Annotated in this window: 17 protein-coding genes; 2 read left to right on the forward strand and 15 right to left on the reverse strand. The window is 30.7% G+C overall.

The window, feature by feature from the left end; genetic code table 11:
• Nucleotides 1-216: 216 nt before the first annotated feature.
• Together istA and istB are read left to right on the forward strand one after the other, a co-directional pair.
• Nucleotides 217-1,752, forward strand: a complete 1,536-nt coding sequence (gene istA / locus GSA01S_RS05200) for an IS21 family transposase (RefSeq protein WP_066125521.1) — start codon at nt 217-219, stop codon at nt 1,750-1,752.
• Nucleotides 1,752-2,498 carry an IS21-like element helper ATPase IstB gene (istB, locus tag GSA01S_RS05205; protein ID WP_066125522.1) on the forward strand — a complete coding sequence of 249 codons (747 nt, stop codon included), beginning with the start codon at nt 1,752-1,754 and terminating at the stop codon, nt 2,496-2,498. The genes istA and istB overlap by 1 nt, the downstream gene beginning before the upstream one ends.
• Before the next feature lie 198 nt (nt 2,499-2,696).
• Here the strand turns inward: istB and galU are convergent, their stop codons facing one another.
• The 15 genes from galU to GSA01S_RS05280 all read right to left on the reverse strand — a co-directional run bounded on the left by galU (nt 2,697) and on the right by GSA01S_RS05280 (nt 17,943).
• Nucleotides 2,697-3,572 (reverse strand): UTP--glucose-1-phosphate uridylyltransferase GalU, encoded by an 876-nt coding sequence (galU, locus tag GSA01S_RS05210; RefSeq protein WP_066125524.1) that lies wholly within the window; start codon nt 3,570-3,572, stop codon nt 2,697-2,699.
• 223 nt (nt 3,573-3,795) lie between these two features.
• Nucleotides 3,796-4,800, reverse strand: coding sequence for a dTDP-glucose 4,6-dehydratase (rfbB, locus tag GSA01S_RS05215; RefSeq protein ID WP_217994630.1), 1,005 nt, complete (start codon nt 4,798-4,800; stop codon nt 3,796-3,798).
• A gap of 15 nt (nt 4,801-4,815) precedes the next feature.
• Nucleotides 4,816-5,793 (reverse strand): acyltransferase family protein, encoded by a 978-nt coding sequence (locus GSA01S_RS05220; protein ID WP_066125527.1) that lies wholly within the window; start codon nt 5,791-5,793, stop codon nt 4,816-4,818.
• A 28-nt stretch (nt 5,794-5,821) separates the two neighbouring features.
• Entirely contained in the window at nt 5,822-7,030 is a 1,209-nt protein-coding gene (locus tag GSA01S_RS05225; protein ID WP_066125528.1) for a glycosyltransferase, read from the reverse strand.
• 24 nt (nt 7,031-7,054) lie between these two features.
• Entirely contained in the window at nt 7,055-8,485 is a 1,431-nt protein-coding gene (locus tag GSA01S_RS05230; RefSeq protein WP_066125530.1) for a lipopolysaccharide biosynthesis protein, read from the reverse strand.
• The gene (locus GSA01S_RS05235) at nt 8,478-9,350 is read right to left on the reverse strand and encodes a glycosyltransferase (protein WP_066125532.1); all 873 of its coding nucleotides are present in this window, start codon (nt 9,348-9,350) and stop codon (nt 8,478-8,480) included. Before GSA01S_RS05235 ends, GSA01S_RS05230 begins: the two co-directional genes overlap by 8 nt.
• Nucleotides 9,343-10,485 carry an O-antigen ligase family protein gene (locus GSA01S_RS05240; protein ID WP_066125534.1) on the reverse strand — a complete coding sequence of 381 codons (1,143 nt, stop codon included), beginning with the start codon at nt 10,483-10,485 and terminating at the stop codon, nt 9,343-9,345. Before GSA01S_RS05240 ends, GSA01S_RS05235 begins: the two co-directional genes overlap by 8 nt.
• Complete coding sequence (gene wecB, locus GSA01S_RS05245) at nt 10,475-11,596, reverse strand: non-hydrolyzing UDP-N-acetylglucosamine 2-epimerase (RefSeq protein ID WP_066125536.1); 1,122 nt, start codon at nt 11,594-11,596, stop codon at nt 10,475-10,477. Before wecB ends, GSA01S_RS05240 begins: the two co-directional genes overlap by 11 nt.
• An 11-nt stretch (nt 11,597-11,607) precedes the next feature.
• Nucleotides 11,608-12,696: a glycosyltransferase family 1 protein gene (locus GSA01S_RS05250; protein WP_066125538.1), complete on the reverse strand. Its 1,089-nt coding sequence runs from the start codon at nt 12,694-12,696 to the stop codon at nt 11,608-11,610.
• Nucleotides 12,674-13,441, reverse strand: coding sequence for a WecB/TagA/CpsF family glycosyltransferase (locus GSA01S_RS05255; RefSeq protein ID WP_217994631.1), 768 nt, complete (start codon nt 13,439-13,441; stop codon nt 12,674-12,676). The genes GSA01S_RS05250 and GSA01S_RS05255 overlap by 23 nt, the downstream gene beginning before the upstream one ends.
• Nucleotides 13,441-14,841 carry a sugar transferase gene (locus GSA01S_RS05260; protein WP_066125542.1) on the reverse strand — a complete coding sequence of 467 codons (1,401 nt, stop codon included), beginning with the start codon at nt 14,839-14,841 and terminating at the stop codon, nt 13,441-13,443. Before GSA01S_RS05260 ends, GSA01S_RS05255 begins: the two co-directional genes overlap by 1 nt.
• 12 nt (nt 14,842-14,853) lie before the next feature.
• Nucleotides 14,854-15,681, reverse strand: a complete 828-nt coding sequence (locus GSA01S_RS05265; protein ID WP_066125544.1) for an LCP family protein — start codon at nt 15,679-15,681, stop codon at nt 14,854-14,856.
• A gap of 24 nt (nt 15,682-15,705) precedes the next feature.
• Complete coding sequence (locus GSA01S_RS05270) at nt 15,706-16,470, reverse strand: tyrosine-protein phosphatase (protein WP_066125546.1); 765 nt, start codon at nt 16,468-16,470, stop codon at nt 15,706-15,708.
• A gap of 2 nt (nt 16,471-16,472) precedes the next feature.
• Nucleotides 16,473-17,207, reverse strand: coding sequence for a CpsD/CapB family tyrosine-protein kinase (locus GSA01S_RS05275; RefSeq protein WP_066125548.1), 735 nt, complete (start codon nt 17,205-17,207; stop codon nt 16,473-16,475).
• A 7-nt stretch (nt 17,208-17,214) separates the two neighbouring features.
• Nucleotides 17,215-17,943, reverse strand: a complete 729-nt coding sequence (locus GSA01S_RS05280) for a YveK family protein (RefSeq protein ID WP_066125550.1) — start codon at nt 17,941-17,943, stop codon at nt 17,215-17,217.
• Between the last annotated feature and the right edge of the window lie 122 nt (nt 17,944-18,065).

Genomic DNA, 18,065 nt, shown 5'->3' on the forward strand with positions numbered 1-18,065 from the left:
TTTACAAAAATTCCGTGACCCACACCTTTTGAATATTGCCATCCCAAAGCTCCACTCGTGCCAATGTGAGCTCCGCCCTTTGCCAATTTTTGCTCCACTTGTGCCAAAAATGACTCCACCCATTGCCAATATGAGCCCCACTTAAATGAATAACCCCCTTATAATAGGCTTACATGCTGAATTCCAGCATGAATATATTATAAGGGGGTATTTTTTGTGATTAATTATCGCAGAATACTGGAATTGACGTTTTCAGGAACGAGTCAGCGAACAATTGAAAGTCTCGTCGGTAGTTCCAGACACACAATTAGGGAGGTGGTTGAAAGAGCTGAAGCTCGAGACTTAAGTTCTCTTGAAGATGAGATGACCAATCAATGGTTGGAGACCTTTCTTTTTCCAGAAAAGACGCCGGTAGCCAAAGGCTATTATCAAGAAGACTGGGAATATGTTCATAAGGAATTGGGGAAGAAGCACATGTCACTGACTTTATTACATAAGGAGTATAAGGATCGCGCTAAAGAGGATGGCTTGATGGGCTATTCCTATCGATCTTATTGTCGCTTCTACGGAGACTATGCTCGCAAGTATAAAGTCACGATGCCATTGAAACGGAAGCCTGGCGAAATATTAGAAGTAGATTGGGCGGGCGCAACTTTATCTTTAAAAGATTTAGCTGGTGGCCCTGATATTGATGTTTATCTCTTTGTGGCTTGTCTGCCATTCAGTCAGCATTTCTATGTGGAAGGCTTTCTAGATATGACTTCTCCTAGTTGGTTGACTGCTCACATTCATGCTTTTGAGTACTTCAATGGTGTCCCAGAACTCTTGTCTCCAGATAATTTGAAAACGGGGATTCAAACGCCCAACTATGCGGAGCCTAAGCTGAATGCTGCTTATCAAGATTTAGCTGATTATTACGGAACCGTTGTTGTCCCAGCACGTGTAGAAAAACCGAAAGACAAACCATCTGTTGAATCAAGTGTCGGGCTAGCGAGTCGTCAAATCATTGCCGCCTTGAGGAATGTCCAGTGTTTCTATCTTCATGAATTAAATGAGCTGATTTTTCAGAAGTTAGAAGAAATTACCACTGCCCCTTTCCAAAAGAAGCTTGGCTCAAGACAGAGCGTCTTCGAAGAAGAAGAATGGGAATATCTCACCCCGGTTAGACAACCCCGATTTCAACTAACGGACTGGAGAGTAGCTAAAGTCCAAACTAATTATCATATCCAAGTAGACAAGAACTACTACTCCGTCCCTTATGAATACGTCCAAAGTCAGGTCGAGGTACGCCTCACTCAGGACTTACTAGAAGTTTACTTCAATCAGGGGCGAATTGCATCTCATAAACGAATTCATGGTGACATAGGAATTTATAGCACGAACAAGGATCATATGCCTGACCATCATCGGCTCTATCTGGATCACACTCCCGATTCTAGCCGGAATTGGGCACAAACAATCGGTCCAGCAACCCAAGCACTGATTGATAAGATATTAGCTCAACAGGTGGAGAAGCGAGCGCTAAGAATGATCGCAGGCATTCAACGATTAAAGGAGCAACATTCGCTAGCTATAATAGAACAGACGAGTGAAATCCTACTGGACATCGCTAAGCAACCGACTTTATCGACATTTAAACAAATCATAAAGGAAGAAACGAATCGCCCCACCCATCAAGAGGCAGTTCAACAAAAACAAGATGAACAACACGGTTTTGTCCGAGGGGCAGATTACTTTGGGAGGAAAAAATAATGGTTAAACAAGAAACACTAAATAAAATGAAAGCCATGCGACTTAGCGGGATGGCTGAAGCCTATGAGCAGCAAATGAATAACCAAGACTACCAAGCCATGAGCTTTGAAGAAAGGTTAACTTTATTGATTGACCACGAATATGCCAAGAGGCAGAACAATAAGTTGAATCGGCTAATCAATCAAGCTACTTTTTCCAATCCAGAAGCTTATATTGAAAATATTCATTATCATGCCGACCGTCATTTAGATAGGGATTTAATTCAACGATTAGCGACAGGAACCTATCTAGAAAATAAACAAAATATCATCCTTATGGGAGCATCTGGCAATGGGAAGACTTGGATAGCTAATGCGTTCGGTATCCAGGCTTGTAGGCAATTCAAACGGGTCAAATATATTAGGCTACCAGAGTTGATTGATGAGCTAAAGATCGCCAAACGTGATGGAAGTGGACCCTATCGTAAAATCATAAAGAGTTACAGTAAGTATGAACTCTTAATTCTTGACGAATGGCTACTGACTCCGATTAGTCAAGAGGACTCCCTGTATTTACTAGAAGTGATAGAAGGACGATTAAATAAAACTTCTACTATCTTCTGTTCACAATTCGCTCCAGAGGGCTGGCACCAAAAAATTGAAAGTGTCCAGTTAGCAGATGCCATACTAGACCGCATCGTTCACAATGCCTACCATATCCTCATAGATGGGCAAATTTCCATGCGCGAGCGTATGGGAATACGATAAGGTGTTCCAAGCTTAAAGCCCTTTTATGGGGCTTTAAGTGCTATTAAATGAGGTGGAGCTATATTTGGCACAAGTGGAGCAAAAATTGGCAAAGGGCGGAGCTCACATTGGCACGGGTGGAGCTATTTGATGGCAATACCCACCTTTTGACAAAGAGCCAAAAGTAGACAGTACTATCAAAGTGCTGTCTACTTTCTTCTAATATAAATTCTCAGTTAACTTCTTCACGAATTCGGTTAATTCTTCGCCGATTTCTTCATGTTCTAAACCAACTAAAATACTCGATTTCATGAATTCTAATTTGTTACCCACGTCAAAACGTTGGCCTTTGAACTCTTTCGCAAAAACACGTTGGGTTTTGTTTAAGGTATCAATCGCATCGGTCAACTGAACTTCGCCACCCGCCCCGACTTCTTGTTTTTCTAATAACTCGAAGATTTCTGGCGTTAATAAATAACGACCGATAATCGCTAAGTCACTGGGTGCTTCTTCCATTTTAGGCTTTTCAACGAATTTTTTCACATTGTATAAACCTTCTGTTAATTGGCTTTCAATATCAATAACCCCATATTTACTGATGTCTTCCATTGGCATTTTCATTACCGCAATGTTAGACGCATGATTTTGTTCATAGCTATCGATCAATTGTTTCGTAAGAGGTACTTCATCTAGCATAATGTCGTCTCCTAACATCACCACAAAAGGTTCGTCACCAATAAAGCTTTCTGCTTGTAAAACCGCATCCCCTAAGCCTTTTGGATAAGGTTGACGCACAAAGAACATTCTGATGCCCGTTGTTTCACGAACAAGGTCTAATAATTCTTGTTTCCCTTTCATTTCAAGATTAGATTCTAACTCAATATTGGAGTCAAAGTGGTCTTCAATCGCACGTTTACTTTTTCCAGTAACAATTAAAATTTCCTCAATCCCTGAGGCTAAAGCCTCTTCCACGATGAATTGGATTGCAGGTTTATCTACAATCGGAATCATTTCTTTCGCAATCGCTTTGGTGGCAGGTAAGAAACGTGTTCCTAAACCCGCTGCTGGAATGACCGCTTTTCTAACTTTAGACATGACAATACCTCTTTCTAATAATTAATAATGATTACCTCAAATAATTCAACAAATACGTATTTCCGCACCAAATAAAAAATATCACTTAAATAAAATTAATTGACAGATAAAATAATTATATATTAGATCATCTAATATTTTATGAACAATAGTCTCAATATTAAACAAAATTTAAGAAAATTTCATGAACCCATAGTGCTCATTAAAATAATAAATCTTAGGGTTATAAATTTCTACTTTTATATTTATTTTCACTAGCTAATTTAGAAGACAACCACCATTTTTCGTTATCTATATACCAATCTACAATTTTTTTTAATTCATATTGAAAATCATTACGAATTGGATGCCAATTTAAGATTTTTCTCAATTTTGAAGTATCTACTGAATACCTCATATCATGTCCCAATCTGTCAGGAACATTTTCAAAAAAGTCTACAGGTTTATCGAAAATATATAACAAATTTTGTAAAACTTGAAAATTTGATAATTCATTATTACCTCCAATGAGATAAGATTCTCCAATGGTTCCATCTTCAATTATCTTCAAGATGGCTGAAGAATGATCATCTACGTGTATCCAGTCTCTAATATTGCAACCATTCCCATACAATACTGGCTTACTATTTCGAATTAAATTTGTTATTTGGCGGGGAATAAATTTTTCAACATGTTGAAAACAACCATAATTATTAGTACTATTTGAAATAGTTGCTTTTAATCCATATGTTTTTATCCATGCTTTAACCAACAAATCGGATGAAGCTTTTGAACTAGAGTAAGGACTAGAGGGATTATATGGAGAAATTTCACTAAAAAACTTTTCACTGTCTAAGGGTATATCACCAAAAACTTCATCTGTAGAAATATGATGATATCGTTTATTATGAATCCTACAGGCTTCAATTAAATTATATGTACCAACAATATTTGTTTGAATAAATTGAGATGAGGAGTAAATAGAATTATCATTGTGCGTTTCCGCTGCAAAATTAATTACAATATCTGTTTTTTTCACTAAATTATCCATAAGTTTATTATCTAATATATTTCCATGTACAAACGAATATCTGGATTTATCAATTCCAGTTAAATTAGACAAATTGCCAGAATAAGTAAGAGAATCAACAATCGTTATATAATAATTGTTTCTCTGTTTTAGCAAGTATCTAACAAAATTAGCACCCATGAACCCTGCACCGCCAGCAACAAGTAAATTTTCCAAAATTTAACCACCTCAACATTAAAAATATTTCAAAATCAAGGAATTTTTAAAATGATTTTCTAAAATATAAAAGAATATAATATATGTACTAAATGTAAATAAAGTCATAAATATGCTTGAAGCAATTGATTGATTAAAAAATATTGGTGACGGTAATAATTTATCACATATTTGAAAAAAATACAGGTGAAAATAATGTGTACAAACTATAAAAATTGAATGTTTAACTATAAATTCTGAAAATACATTATATTTTGTGTACGAAAAAATAATAAATAATCCAAATATTCCAAGTAAAGCATTTAAATAAAAAATGAAATAATTGTTAAGCCTCATTTCATAAACAGAAATTGAATTTTTTGAATTAATAGAAATAAAAATATTCAAAATTAACAAAAACAATCCAATTAGAATAATATATTGATCCTTATTTCTATAACTAATTATTTTTTCGTTATTAATTTTATTTCCCATTATATATATAGGTAGCATCCACATAACTATATGGATACCTAGAGGCAAAATAATTTGGTTAATATACATAAAATAACCAATTACCAATAACATAATTAAAACTATATTTATCCTGTTTGTAAAATTTAGTATTAAAGCATAAATAATTTCAATTAAATATAAGACTAACAGAAACCAAAGTGGACTATTCCACCCAACACTTCCATTCCAAAAAAATAACTGTAATATTCTTTCTGACCAGGATATTTCAATATTAAATGCGTAATCTCTCAATATTCCAAATGGAAATGAAATAATAGAAAGAATCAAATATGGTAACAATATTGATTTACTTTTAGTACTCAAAACAGACTTAAAATTTCTATCTTTCCTTAAAAATCCAGATAGAAAAAAGAATAATGGCATATGAAAACTATATATAATTTTTGAAAAAAATATATTGGGAGAAAAATGACCAAACACTACTAAAATAACACCGAAAGTTTTTAAATTATCTATCCAACTAATTCGATTACTTTTCAAATATATTCTCCTCATGAAAAAATTTTAATTAATCAACCAGCTTATTATACACATTTAAAAACATTGACACTTGATTTTTTATATCATAATACATTATATTATTACCGATTTTTCTATAATAATCTAATAAATTATTTACATTAACAACTTTATTTATTTTATTTAATAAATCACCCTCAATGTCTGGGTTAAATATTTCCCCTCCACCAGTTTTATTTAGTATTTCTGGCATTCCCCCCTTATTTGAAGTAATTACAGGTAATCCAAAATTATTACCTTCAACTACGACTCTACCAAAAGGTTCATCCCATAACGAAGGCACAATGAGTATATCATGAGAAATAAATTCAGCTTTTAATTCCTCCCCAGTTTTAAACCCTAAGTAATTTATATTGTCACAATTAGAAGTAGATTGAACAACCACGTCTACTTTAGCACCTTTACCAATTATATCTAAATGAAATCTTTTATTATATCCACTAAATTCTTCAATTAAAAATAAAACCCCTTTAATCTCCATAATGGATCCTACAAATAAAAATTTAATAGGATGGTCACTTTTTCTAAACTTATCAATGTCTCTAATGCGGTTCGATATGATATTCTTAATTTCTTCCTCATCCATTTTAACTGCATTAGGTATTACTTCAAAATTCAAATTTTTTGAATCTAAAACTTTTTTTTCAAAAAATTTATCTAATGTAAATTTTGATGGAGAAGTTACATAATTAATATTTTTTAAGCAACTACTAGTTATTTTGACGAGAACTGAATTAATAATATCAATCAATTTATTTTTCTTTTCCCCTAAAGGATAGATTAACCAATAGTCTCGTAAAGTTAATATACTTCTAATTTTTCTATTTTTTGCACTAATAAAAGTGAAAATTGAAATTCCAGTGGTTGAATTGAAATGAACAATATCTGGTTTTACTTCATCTAATATTCTATTAAATAAAAATAATGATTCCAAATTAAATAACTCTGAAATTTTATATAAAAACATGATAAATTTACTTCGTTTTTTTCTTATGAAATAGTATGGATTATAAAGAAAAGTTTTTGTTCTATGAACTGTTACATCATTAATAATCTCCGAATGATTATTTTTATTGGAATCAATAGTAAAAACATGCACTTCATTCCCAAGATTAGCCATTGATTCCGCTAATAGTTTGGTACTTTTTTGAGCACCTGCAGCCTCATTATAAAATGTATTTACATATAAAATTTTCAATTTATTCCACCTAACCATTCTTTACTATTCTATAATGCCCACTTTAATAAAACTCTTTAAAAATTTAATTTCACCAGTCAAATAATATGACGGTAGTATAATTAATAATAATACACCAAAATTTAAAATCAAAGTGATTAAATCGTTATCAAAATTAATTGAAATAACTAAACTTACAAAAATGTAAATTATTGAAGAAAACGATACTCCTTTTAAGTTAAAAAAATAAATTCTTATTTGCGAACTGAAAAGTATTCTGTTTATAATAATAATATTAATTAACAAACTTAATGAAAACGATATAATTAACATTAATGCAATCATTTTTATATTATTAAAAACAATTCCAATAATAATTGCAATAATATTGATTAAAGAGGTAACTAAACCAACTCTAAATAATAAATCAGTTCTATCAGCAGACTGATAGAATGCTCCTGTACAACTATTAGCCATTTGCATCCATATAGATATTGATAAGAGCTGAAAAATTACAATACTTTCTCTCCACTGATTTCCAAATAGAAAAATAATTATGCTTTCAGCATTAAAAAAACAAAATATTGAAATTGGAAGTCCTATTAAAATTAGAATTTTCGAAATCGCCAAATAATATTTGTACATAATATCTTTTTTATTAATATAATCTTTTAATAACGGCTGTATAACAGGAGTAATAACTTGTGATAATATTTGATTTGGGTACAAGGATAACTGATATCCTTTTTCATAATATCCAAGAGCTTGCGGGTTAATAAAACGACCAATCAACAAATTATCTAAATTTCTTGCGAAATAATTTATAAAATTAAAGCCAAATTGATTATTTGAAAAACTAGAAATTTTTTTGAAGGATTTTATATCTATTTTTTTTGAAGGTATAATTCTTTCAAAATAAAAGAAACCAATAAATAAGCCAACACTTCTTAGTATATTACCTAAAATAATTGAATAAAAACTAAAATTATTCAAGGCAAAAATAACTGAAGATATACCAACTAATAAATTACAAAGTAGCGTAATCATATTAACTTCTTTAAATTTTACTTTTTTTAACAATAGTGCTTGAGGTACAATTGTACAAGTATAAAAAAAGAGTGAAATTGAAAGTAGTACACAAATAAAAATGTATCGTTGGTCATTATAAATATATGATATTGGAATTCCTAAAAAAGCAAAAATAACTGAAATAATAAGGCCTACTACAATTGTTAAACCAAATAAGTTATTAATATCATTCTTATTTAGAATATTACTTTGAATTATAGCAGGACCAATACCAAAATCAGCTAACATTTGAAAGAAAATTATAAAGACATTTACAACAGCAATTACACCATATTCTTCTGGCGTTAGAATCCGACTCAGTATTGATGTTGTTAATAATTGAATAACAACATTCGAGTATTTAGCAATTGCCGTATATAAGATCCCTTTTTTAAAATTTTCAATCATTGTTTTCTCCCCTTTTTAACCAATCAGAATGAAAATAAGAAATTAAATTTTGAATGTAGATATCATTTTTCCCATTATTAACGTTTTCTGACAATAATGAAACTTCTTGTGTATCATTAATTACAACTGGAGTTCCTTTCCAAAAAGTAGCTTTCACCACTTTAACTTTAGATAAATAAGCCATAAAATTTAACCATACATCATCAGCGGTAAAAGATAATTCTTTAATTAGGTCTTTATCAAATGCCACGTCAATTAAACAATTAGGCGGAAATAAAGTACCTCCTCCGCTAGTTAAAAAATTTAGATGCGAAGGCTTCATATCAAATGCATATTCATAGTCCCACATATGATACGGGAGTATTTCATTACCTGAAAATTTAATTCTATGACATCTCATACATGAAATTGCATTCGGATATTTGTTATATGATGCTAACAGTTTTTCAATCATTTTAGATGGATAAATAATATCATCATCAACTGTTATTACTGGTGAATTGTTAAACTCTAGAAACGAATATATATACTTTTTATGAGATTTTAAATTTTCCTCTTTATAGATTACTTTAATTAGATCGCTATTAATGATATTTTTTTCAATATCTTTTTCTGGAAAATCTTCAACACTTGCGTAGATAACTATTAATTTTGGTGTGATAGTTTGATTTAATAATGACCTTAACATTAAATTTATTTTATCAAGCCTACTAGGAATCGTTGTACAGCTAACAATTATGTCAGCTCTTTCCCTTTCTAAGGATTCATCTTTAAAATATTTCAACGAAACATTCAATATCTTTGAGTAAATTGAAAAAAAACGATAATAAATTTTATTTAAAATTTTGACCAAAATTCTATGCACTTTCTTCACCTACTGAATGCTTATTTTTAAAATAATTACCCCAAATGATTCCGTTAAAAAAGATAAAAAAGATTGTCGGACTAAATTCTACAAGTGTATACATTAAATAAGAAAAAAATGAAATAATTAATAGATTATCCTTAGAATTAAAGTTTTTTAAAACAATAATAATAAAAAAGATTATTGTAATTATTCCGAATCTTGCTGCTAAATCGAACAAATAATTATGTGCAGTATTAACGACTAATGAGTTAGTCCAAGGTACAAACGTTAAATCTAATCCAGCACCCCAAATAAAGTTCTTTTTAAAGTATAAAATAGCTAAATCCCATATTTGTAATCGACCTGAAAAAGTAACATCTCGATTAAAAATACCACTAATTATTTTAAAAACCACGTTATTCGTACTACCAGTTGAAAATAAAAACGTTACTAAAAAATATAATATTAACAACACTCTTTTTAAATCATATTTTTCAATCAGTACTTTTCTAAATGTTAATAAAAAAAGAAAAGAAATCGAGGTTAATAAAGTCGTTGCGGACTGAGAAAATATTGCCAAAAATAAAATAAGTATTACTTGCCGAAAGTTAAACTTATGAATATCATGTAATTCATAATAGTATGATAATAATGTCATATATAATAATAAATATGGTGTCATAGCATTTTTTCTGCCTAAAAAATATTCTCTACTATCTCCAATAATATTAGTAGAATCAAAACCACTTTTAAAGATTATCTGAGTTAAAACTTGAACAATCATAAAGATAGATAAATACATCAAAATTTCTTTTATTAATTTTATATTTCCTCTTTGAAAATTTAGTTTCAAAAAACAATATGCACCAAAATAATTTAATATACTTAATCCATATGTAAAATAGAAAGTCTTATTAACGATTGAAGCAAGAACTTGAGAAAACAGAAAACAAAAGATTAACAAATCCATAATATTTATTTTGGTGTAAATTAAACTTTTTGGTATATATATAATTGTGATTAAAATTCTTAATAACACAAATATTGTACCCAAAAATGCCAAGTTAGGTAAAATGTTAATAATATTTGGTTCAAAAAAACTAACAAAAAACAAAAAATACAAAATACTTTCTGAAAATCTTTTAAGACTCATTATGACCACCATTATTATAGATTCTTGAAATTATTTCATATATTTTTTTACTCGCATTACCATCACCATATGGATTTGAAGAATTTGACATTTTATTATATACATCAGTTCTTTCCATCAATTCAATGAAATTATTATAAATATTTTCCTCTTCCGTCCCAACTAATTTCAATGTTCCCGCTACCACACCTTCAGGTCTCTCTGTCGTATCTCTCATTACCAATACTGGTACCCCCATTGAAGGCGCTTCTTCTTGAACACCACCAGAGTCTGTTAGAATTAAAAAACTTTTGTTCATGAAATTATGAAAATCAACAACTTCTAAAGGTTCAATTAACTTTACTCTTCCAAATTTACTTGAAAACACTTCATTTGCTATTTCTCTTACTTTAGGATTCTTATGAATTGGATATACAACTTTAATATTTGGATATTCTTGAAGTACACGCTTGATTGCATTAAACATATTTCTCATTGGTTGACCCAAATTTTCTCTTCGATGTGCTGTAATCAAGATCATTTTATCATCTCCTACCCATTCTAGGATTGGATGCGTATAATCGTCTTTTAATGTATACTTTAAAGCATCAATGACGGTATTTCCTGTAACGAAAATACTGTCTGGATTTTTTGCTTCATTTAGTAAATTTTGCTTAGTTAGTTCTGTTGGTGTAAAATTTAACTCAGAAACAACGCCAATTGCTTGTCTATTAAATTCTTCTGGGAAAGGACTACGTAAATTATATGTTCTAAGCCCTGCTTCCACATGACCAACTTTTATCCCTAAATAAAATGCCGCTAAAGCAATTGTAAAGGCACTTGTTGTATCTCCATGCACTAAAACTAAATCTGGTTCTTCCTTCATTAACACATCTTTTGCTTTTTCTAAAATAGAAGATGTTATGGAAAATAACGTTTGGTTTTTTGTCATAATTTCTAAATCATAATCCGGTGTAATGTTAAAAATGCTTAGAACTTGATCTAGCATCTCACGATGTTGTCCCGTAGAACAAATCACCACATCAACCTCTTTATGTTTTTTTAATTCTAGTATCAATGGAGCCATCTTAATAGCTTCCGGTCTTGTTCCAAACGCAACTATTACTTTCATTTTCTATCCTCCTATTTATTTACAGCTTTGTAATAAAATTCAAGTAAATTTTCTACTGTACTATCGATATCATAATTTTTATTTACTATTTCTTCAATATACTTCTTACTATCTTGACTATCTCTATAATCATAGTTTATTGATAAAATTTCATTTTTCCATACTTCTGGATTATCAATAGGTAAAAATCGTACTAAATCAGTTAACTTGCAATCAGTAGTTACTCTATCGGAAATTAAACTTTTGCAACCATTAATTTGCCACTCTACTGCAACTAAAGGCAATCCTTCATATAAACTTGGTAATATCATTAAATCACATGCTGAAATAATATCTTCTACATTTTTTACCAATCCAGTGTAAATTATTCTTGAATTTAAATTTTTACTATTTGCATATTCTTTAATAAATTCAAATTTCGCCCCATCTCCAACTAAAACTAAATAATAATTTGTGTCTTTTTTTAGTAAATCAAAAATATCAATAATAAACTTTTGGTTTTTTTGTTCGTTAAAAAGTCCAACATGTCCAATTAAAATATCCTGCTCTTTAAGATTGTTCTGTTCTCTAAATTTTTCTCTTTTTAATTTGTTAAACCTAAATTTTTCAACATCTCTTCCATTTGGAATTACAGTGAATTTTTCAGATCCAAAAAGCCACTTTCCTGCTTCTTTTCCACAACTTAATGCATGTGTATACAATTTACTAAACGGAAACTTTAAAAAATTATGTAAAGTTTGATATTGACTGGTAGTATTGTGACTATGAGCGATTCGCACTTTTACTCCAGCAAACCATGCAGGTAGCAATTCAAATAGTAAGGTTGAACTACTACCATTGGTATGTATAATATCAAACTTATCCTTTCTTAACAATGATAATAATTTAAACATGTATTTTAAAGGATTACTTTTTCTACACTCAATTCGATATACAGTAATCCCTAAGTTTTTAAATCTATCTAGTTCTTCTTCGGATATGGGTAAATTAGATAATACAGAAATTTCAATTTTACCTTTGGAATTTTTTACAAATTGATAAATAAAATCTGAAACCCCGTTTATATCTAGACCTACGCTACTTATTATTAATACTTTCAATTCCGTTCTCCTTTAATTTTTCTTTCAAAATAAGAAAAATAAATCGACTATTTCCAACGATATATCGTTTCATCAGTCTTCTTGGTTCCTTCATCATTCTATAAAACCATTCCATATTTATTTTTTGAATCCATTTTGGTGCTCTCGTAATATGCCCCGATAAAACATCAAAACTACCGCCTACTCCCATAAAAACTGAATTTACGCCGTTCTCTATCAAATATTTAATCAAAAATTCTTTTTTTGGAGAAGTAATGCCAACAAATACTATTTTCGGTTTTATTTTAAGTAGATTATCTAATATTTTTTCCCATTCATTATCACTAAAATAACCATTTTGACTACCAACGACATTTAATTTAGGATATACTGTTTCGAATTCCTTCAACATGTCGTCTAATACTTTTTGTTTAGCTCCTAAAAAATAAACACTATAATCTTTAGCTTCAGCTAGTTTTAATAAATCTTGCATTAAATCAACTCCAGTAACTCTTTCTGGAATTACCTTATTTAAAAATTTGCCTGCTAAAACAACAGAGGCTCCATCAGCATTAATAATCCCACATGAATTGACAATCTTCTTCATTTCATAACTGTCTCTACATTGTAGAATTTTATCCGCATTAACTCCCATTAAATGTAATGGTTTATTAAGTAAGAGAAAGTCTTGTTCAACTTTTTTTACAGTATCAGATGCAGTTAATAAATCTATATTTACATCAAGAATATTCACTCTATTATTTATCATTTAGCACCTCTCCCTAAAAACACAACTTTTAATGTTAACAATAAAATTTTAATATCTAACCAAATATTCCAGTTAGTTATATATTCAACGTCTAACTTTACAACTTCATCAAAATCTGTTATTTCACTTCTACCACTAACTTGCCATAAACCTGTAATTCCTGGTTTAAAGCTCAAACGTCTTTTGTGATGAGCACTGTACTTACGATATTCATCTTCGGTTGGAGGTCTCGTTCCAACTAAACTCATATCCCCTTTAAGAACATTATAAAACTGTGGTAATTCATCAATGCTTGTTTTACGAATGAACTTCCCTACTTTAGTAATTCTTGGATCATCGTCCATTTTGAACATTAAGCCATCCATCGTATTATTTTTTAATAGCTTTTCCTTCATTTTATCTGCATCTTTGTACATTGATCTGAACTTATAAAATTTGAATATTCTACCGTTTTTTCCTACCCTATTTTGTGAATAAATAGGATATCCAGGTGACTCTATTACAATTAACGGAATTAAAAAAATTGAAATAACAATTGTAATCAGTAGACCCACGATTCCCCCAATAATATCCATAATTCTTTTAAGTAGTACTTCCCCTTCATTATGGAAAACGTGAGAAAATGTTACAACTTGAAATCCAGCAAGTGATCTTACCTTTTTAATAGTATCTGAAGGTACATCAAAACTTCTAATATTCATACTAATATCAAATCCCATAACTTCAAATTTTTTTACTAAAGCTACAGCTAAATCATCTAAATCACGGGACAAATTTATAAAAACTTCATCAACAACATTTTGAATTGCATACTCTTCAATTATATCCCATCCCACAAGTGTTGCTTCTGGAAAGTAAGCTTTCATTAATTCTGCTTCTACATTAAAATTATCCGCGATTGCAACTGCAGTAATACTGCCTCCCCACGATTTAGCATTTTTCATTGTTTCAACAATAGCATCCAATCTATCCATAGTTGTAATCAAAAAAACTTTTTTACCATGAGATTGATGACTCTTTGCACCACTATACATTTTTACCAAAATATGTGAAATATAACATAAGACAAAATTTAATGGAATAAATAACATCATTCCTCTTCTAGATATAAAAATAACTTCTTTTGTTAAAAAAATAAATAAGCTTATACTAATAATCATATTAAATGAATAGTAAGAAAGTGCTCTGAATTCTTCAAAATAACCTCTTCTATAAAAATGCTTAAAACAATTAGACATATAGAAAGATGCAATATGAATAAAGACTAAAACAATTGGTGTTACCTTAGTAATACTAGAATTAGGATATAAACTAACTAAATATACACTAATTAAGATACTAATTATATCAATCATGCAAAGGCCAAATTCTAAAATATCTCTCTCTTTCGTTAACATTATTTCCCCCTATTATAAGTGCTTATCAAACATTGACCTTAATGTATTGATAGACGTATCATCCGGTATTTCATAATAAATCCCATCAATCATTTGAGAAATGCCAATTAATTGAAAATATTCAATTTCAAATGAACTGAAGTTTTTTTGTTCCATAATATTTAATAATGATAAAAAGTCAATGTCAGTTTTTACATTATTACTAAATAATAAATATAGATTTTTATAGTTACTAATTTTTTTATTTTTGACAAGCTTATTAATTAACGCGGAAACCACTTGTCTTTGACGTTCCTGTCTAGCATAGTCTCCACCAGATGTGTATCTTTCCCTAACATATGAAAGTGTCTCTTCACCATCTATTAAGATTTCTTCTCCTTCATAAAAATAGTTGCCATCTATTTCAAAAGATGTTGGAGGTACAACTTTTATTCCCCCTAAACTATCGATAATCTCACATAGACCGGCCATATTTACTACAATATAATTATCTATTTGTATTTCAAATAAATGTTCAACTGTATCACGCGCCATTTCAACTCCACCAAAGGCATAGGCATGATTGATTTTATCCATCACACCTTGACCCACTATTTCAACATAGGTATCGCGTGGGATGCTCGTTAAGGTTATATGATTAGTTTTAGGGTTTATTGTCATCACCATTATCACATCACTGCGTCCTACCTCAACTCGGCCTAAAGAGCCGGTGTCGATGCCTAATAATAGCACGGACATCGGCTCTAGTGTTGCTTTTGTTTCAGTGGCAAATATAGTCTGAGTATTAACAACCATAATACTGATTAATATAATAAGTAAATTAATTAATCGTTTATTCATCTACTTCACTTCATTTCTGATCTATTAAAATAAGCCAAATCGTTTTTTCTTTTTCGGTCGCATCTTTACAATATCATCACCATTAAACACCGCTTCAGCATTCATTTTAAAATATTCAGCTAATCGTGCATCATAATCCAGTTCGACTTGTTCATAAGCATTCTGCATATTGAATGGGCGATATTCTAAATGATGGGCATCTGAAGAGATAATATGAATTAAATTATGTTCTATCATCTCTTGACTAATTTTGCGTAACTTTTCTCCATAAAAGCCAATATACGAATGACTGGTTACTTGCGATAAGCATCCTGCTTCAATAAACTGATACAATAAGCGAATATCTTTAGCAAAAGCATGATTACGTTCTGGATGCGCAATAACGGGCACCATACCTTGTTGGGTCATCTCTTTAAGTAAGTCTAAGGCATAATCTGGAACGCTCTTAGTAGGCATTTCAATTAAGTAATATTTGCCACGCGCATCCAATGATAAATAATCATCCTTATATAAGATATTATCTAATAAATCATGATGAATACGAATTTCTTGGGAAGGATAGACCTTAAGATTGATGCCCGCACGATCATAGATTTTTTGTAACTCTTCGGTCGCTTTTATGACATCATATTTATGATTAACATATTGGTTATTATAATGATGAGGTGTCAAGATTAAATGCTCGACACCTTCACTCACCGCAACTTGTGCTAATTCAATTGAATTTTCAATATCTTTGGCGCCATCATCTACCCCGGGGAGGAGATGACTATGAATATCTACTAACATCTTTAAGCCTCTTCTGAGTAACCATAATAAGCATAGTAACCCGCAGAATCCGATAATTCTCTGCCATTTAAGACATAACCAAAGATACGGGCATTGACATTATCTAAAGCGACTTTTGAATTACGTAATTCGTCTTTTGTAACATAACCTTCACGCACCACTAAGACCACCCCATCTACTTTAGTGGCCATAATTTGTGCATCGGTTACAGCACTGATTGGAGGTGTGTCATAAATAATTAAATCAAAATAGCCTTTTAATTCTTCCATAATACTGTTCATCCGTGCTGAAGTTAATAATTCAGCTGGGTTCGGTGGAATCGGACCGGCTGGCATTAAGTAAAGATTTAAATCAGGACTGTATTGCACTACTTCATTAAACTTAATATCTGGTTGTGAAATTAGCGTTGATAAACCTTTTTCATTGTTTAAAGCAAAGGTACGATGAACGGTTGGTTTACGCATATCAGCATCAACGATTAATACTTTTTTCTCGGTTGCACCCATCACATAAGCTAAGTTAGATGAAATGGTCGACTTACCTTCTGCTGGTATACTTGACGTTACGATCATCGACTGCACTGGCTTATCAATATTAACAAATTCAATATTAGTACGAATGGTTCTAAATTGTTCCGCATGGATTGATTTTGGATTATTATAAGCGATTAAAGGGGCACCGAATGATTGTTCTTTTTGTAAGTTCTTTTCTTTTTTTCTACGTTTATTTCCAAACATTATTCAATTACTCCTTTACTCTTCTCGTTCCACGTTGACTTAAACGGGCATTTTTAGCATCACGGTCTGAGATAATATTAATCTCACCTAAGTTAGTTAAACCTAATTGTTGTAAGAACTCCACATCTTTAACCGTGTTATCAGTCATTTCCGCAATTAATATATAAAGAACACTTAAAGCTAAACCTATTAAAGTTCCAATCGCCAAATAAAGAATTGCGCTTGGTGACACAGGTTTAGCATTAAATGAAGCTGGCTGTAAGACATAAATATTGGATATATCGGCTTCATAAATTGATCTTAAGGTTTGGTCAAATAAAGTCGTAATATTGGCTAATACATTTTGTGCAGCACTTGGGTCGTCTAAGACTACTTTAACGGTAAACATTTGTGAATTGGTTTGTTGATTAACTGATACCGCATCAGATAACTCACCAGTTGTATAGGCTCCCCCAATATTTTCACTAACTTGTGTTAATAATTGTTGACTACGAATGACATCACGATAAGTATTAATTAACTGAATATTTGATTGAATCTCATTATAGTTAATTGTTTGTTGTTCAGTACTTTTTTGATTAACCAATAGTTGTGCTTCTGATTCATACTTTGGTTCCACAAAAAAGTTCATAAATACTAAGGACAAAATTGCCCCAATTAATGTTAAAGCTAAGATTGTAAACACATGTTTTTTCACAATCTTAAACAAATCTTTTAGACTAATTTCTTCTTCCATAATGGCCTCCCAAAATCTCTTACTTGAGATAGTTTTATCCATTCTATTTTATCGTGTTTAACATGGTTATGCAATAGGATCTAGCCTTTTCTTTTAGTTAAAGCGTTTTTTATTGCCTTTGG

It is taken from the genome of Globicatella sanguinis NBRC 15551 (assembly GCF_001552295.1).
Classification (GTDB): Bacteria; Bacillota; Bacilli; order Lactobacillales; family Aerococcaceae; genus Globicatella; species Globicatella sanguinis.

Excerpts from the sequence above, each read along its gene's own strand:
- istB (WP_066125522.1), top strand. The coding sequence starts at position 1,752 with ATGGTTAAACAAGAAACACTAAATAAAATGAAAGCCATGCGACTTAGC.
- wecB (WP_066125536.1), bottom strand. The coding sequence starts at position 11,596 with ATGAAAGTAATAGTTGCGTTTGGAACAAGACCGGAAGCTATTAAGATG.
- galU (WP_066125524.1), bottom strand. The coding sequence starts at position 3,572 with ATGTCTAAAGTTAGAAAAGCGGTCATTCCAGCAGCGGGTTTAGGAACA.
- GSA01S_RS05260 (WP_066125542.1), bottom strand. The coding sequence starts at position 14,841 with ATGTTAACGAAAGAGAGAGATATTTTAGAATTTGGCCTTTGCATGATT.
- GSA01S_RS05230 (WP_066125530.1), bottom strand. The coding sequence starts at position 8,485 with ATGATTGAAAATTTTAAAAAAGGGATCTTATATACGGCAATTGCTAAA.
- GSA01S_RS05265 (WP_066125544.1), bottom strand. The coding sequence starts at position 15,681 with ATGAATAAACGATTAATTAATTTACTTATTATATTAATCAGTATTATG.
- GSA01S_RS05275 (WP_066125548.1), bottom strand. The coding sequence starts at position 17,207 with ATGTTTGGAAATAAACGTAGAAAAAAAGAAAAGAACTTACAAAAAGAA.
- GSA01S_RS05280 (WP_066125550.1), bottom strand. The coding sequence starts at position 17,943 with ATGGAAGAAGAAATTAGTCTAAAAGATTTGTTTAAGATTGTGAAAAAA.
- GSA01S_RS05240 (WP_066125534.1), bottom strand. The coding sequence starts at position 10,485 with ATGAGTCTTAAAAGATTTTCAGAAAGTATTTTGTATTTTTTGTTTTTT.
- GSA01S_RS05270 (WP_066125546.1), bottom strand. The coding sequence starts at position 16,470 with ATGTTAGTAGATATTCATAGTCATCTCCTCCCCGGGGTAGATGATGGC.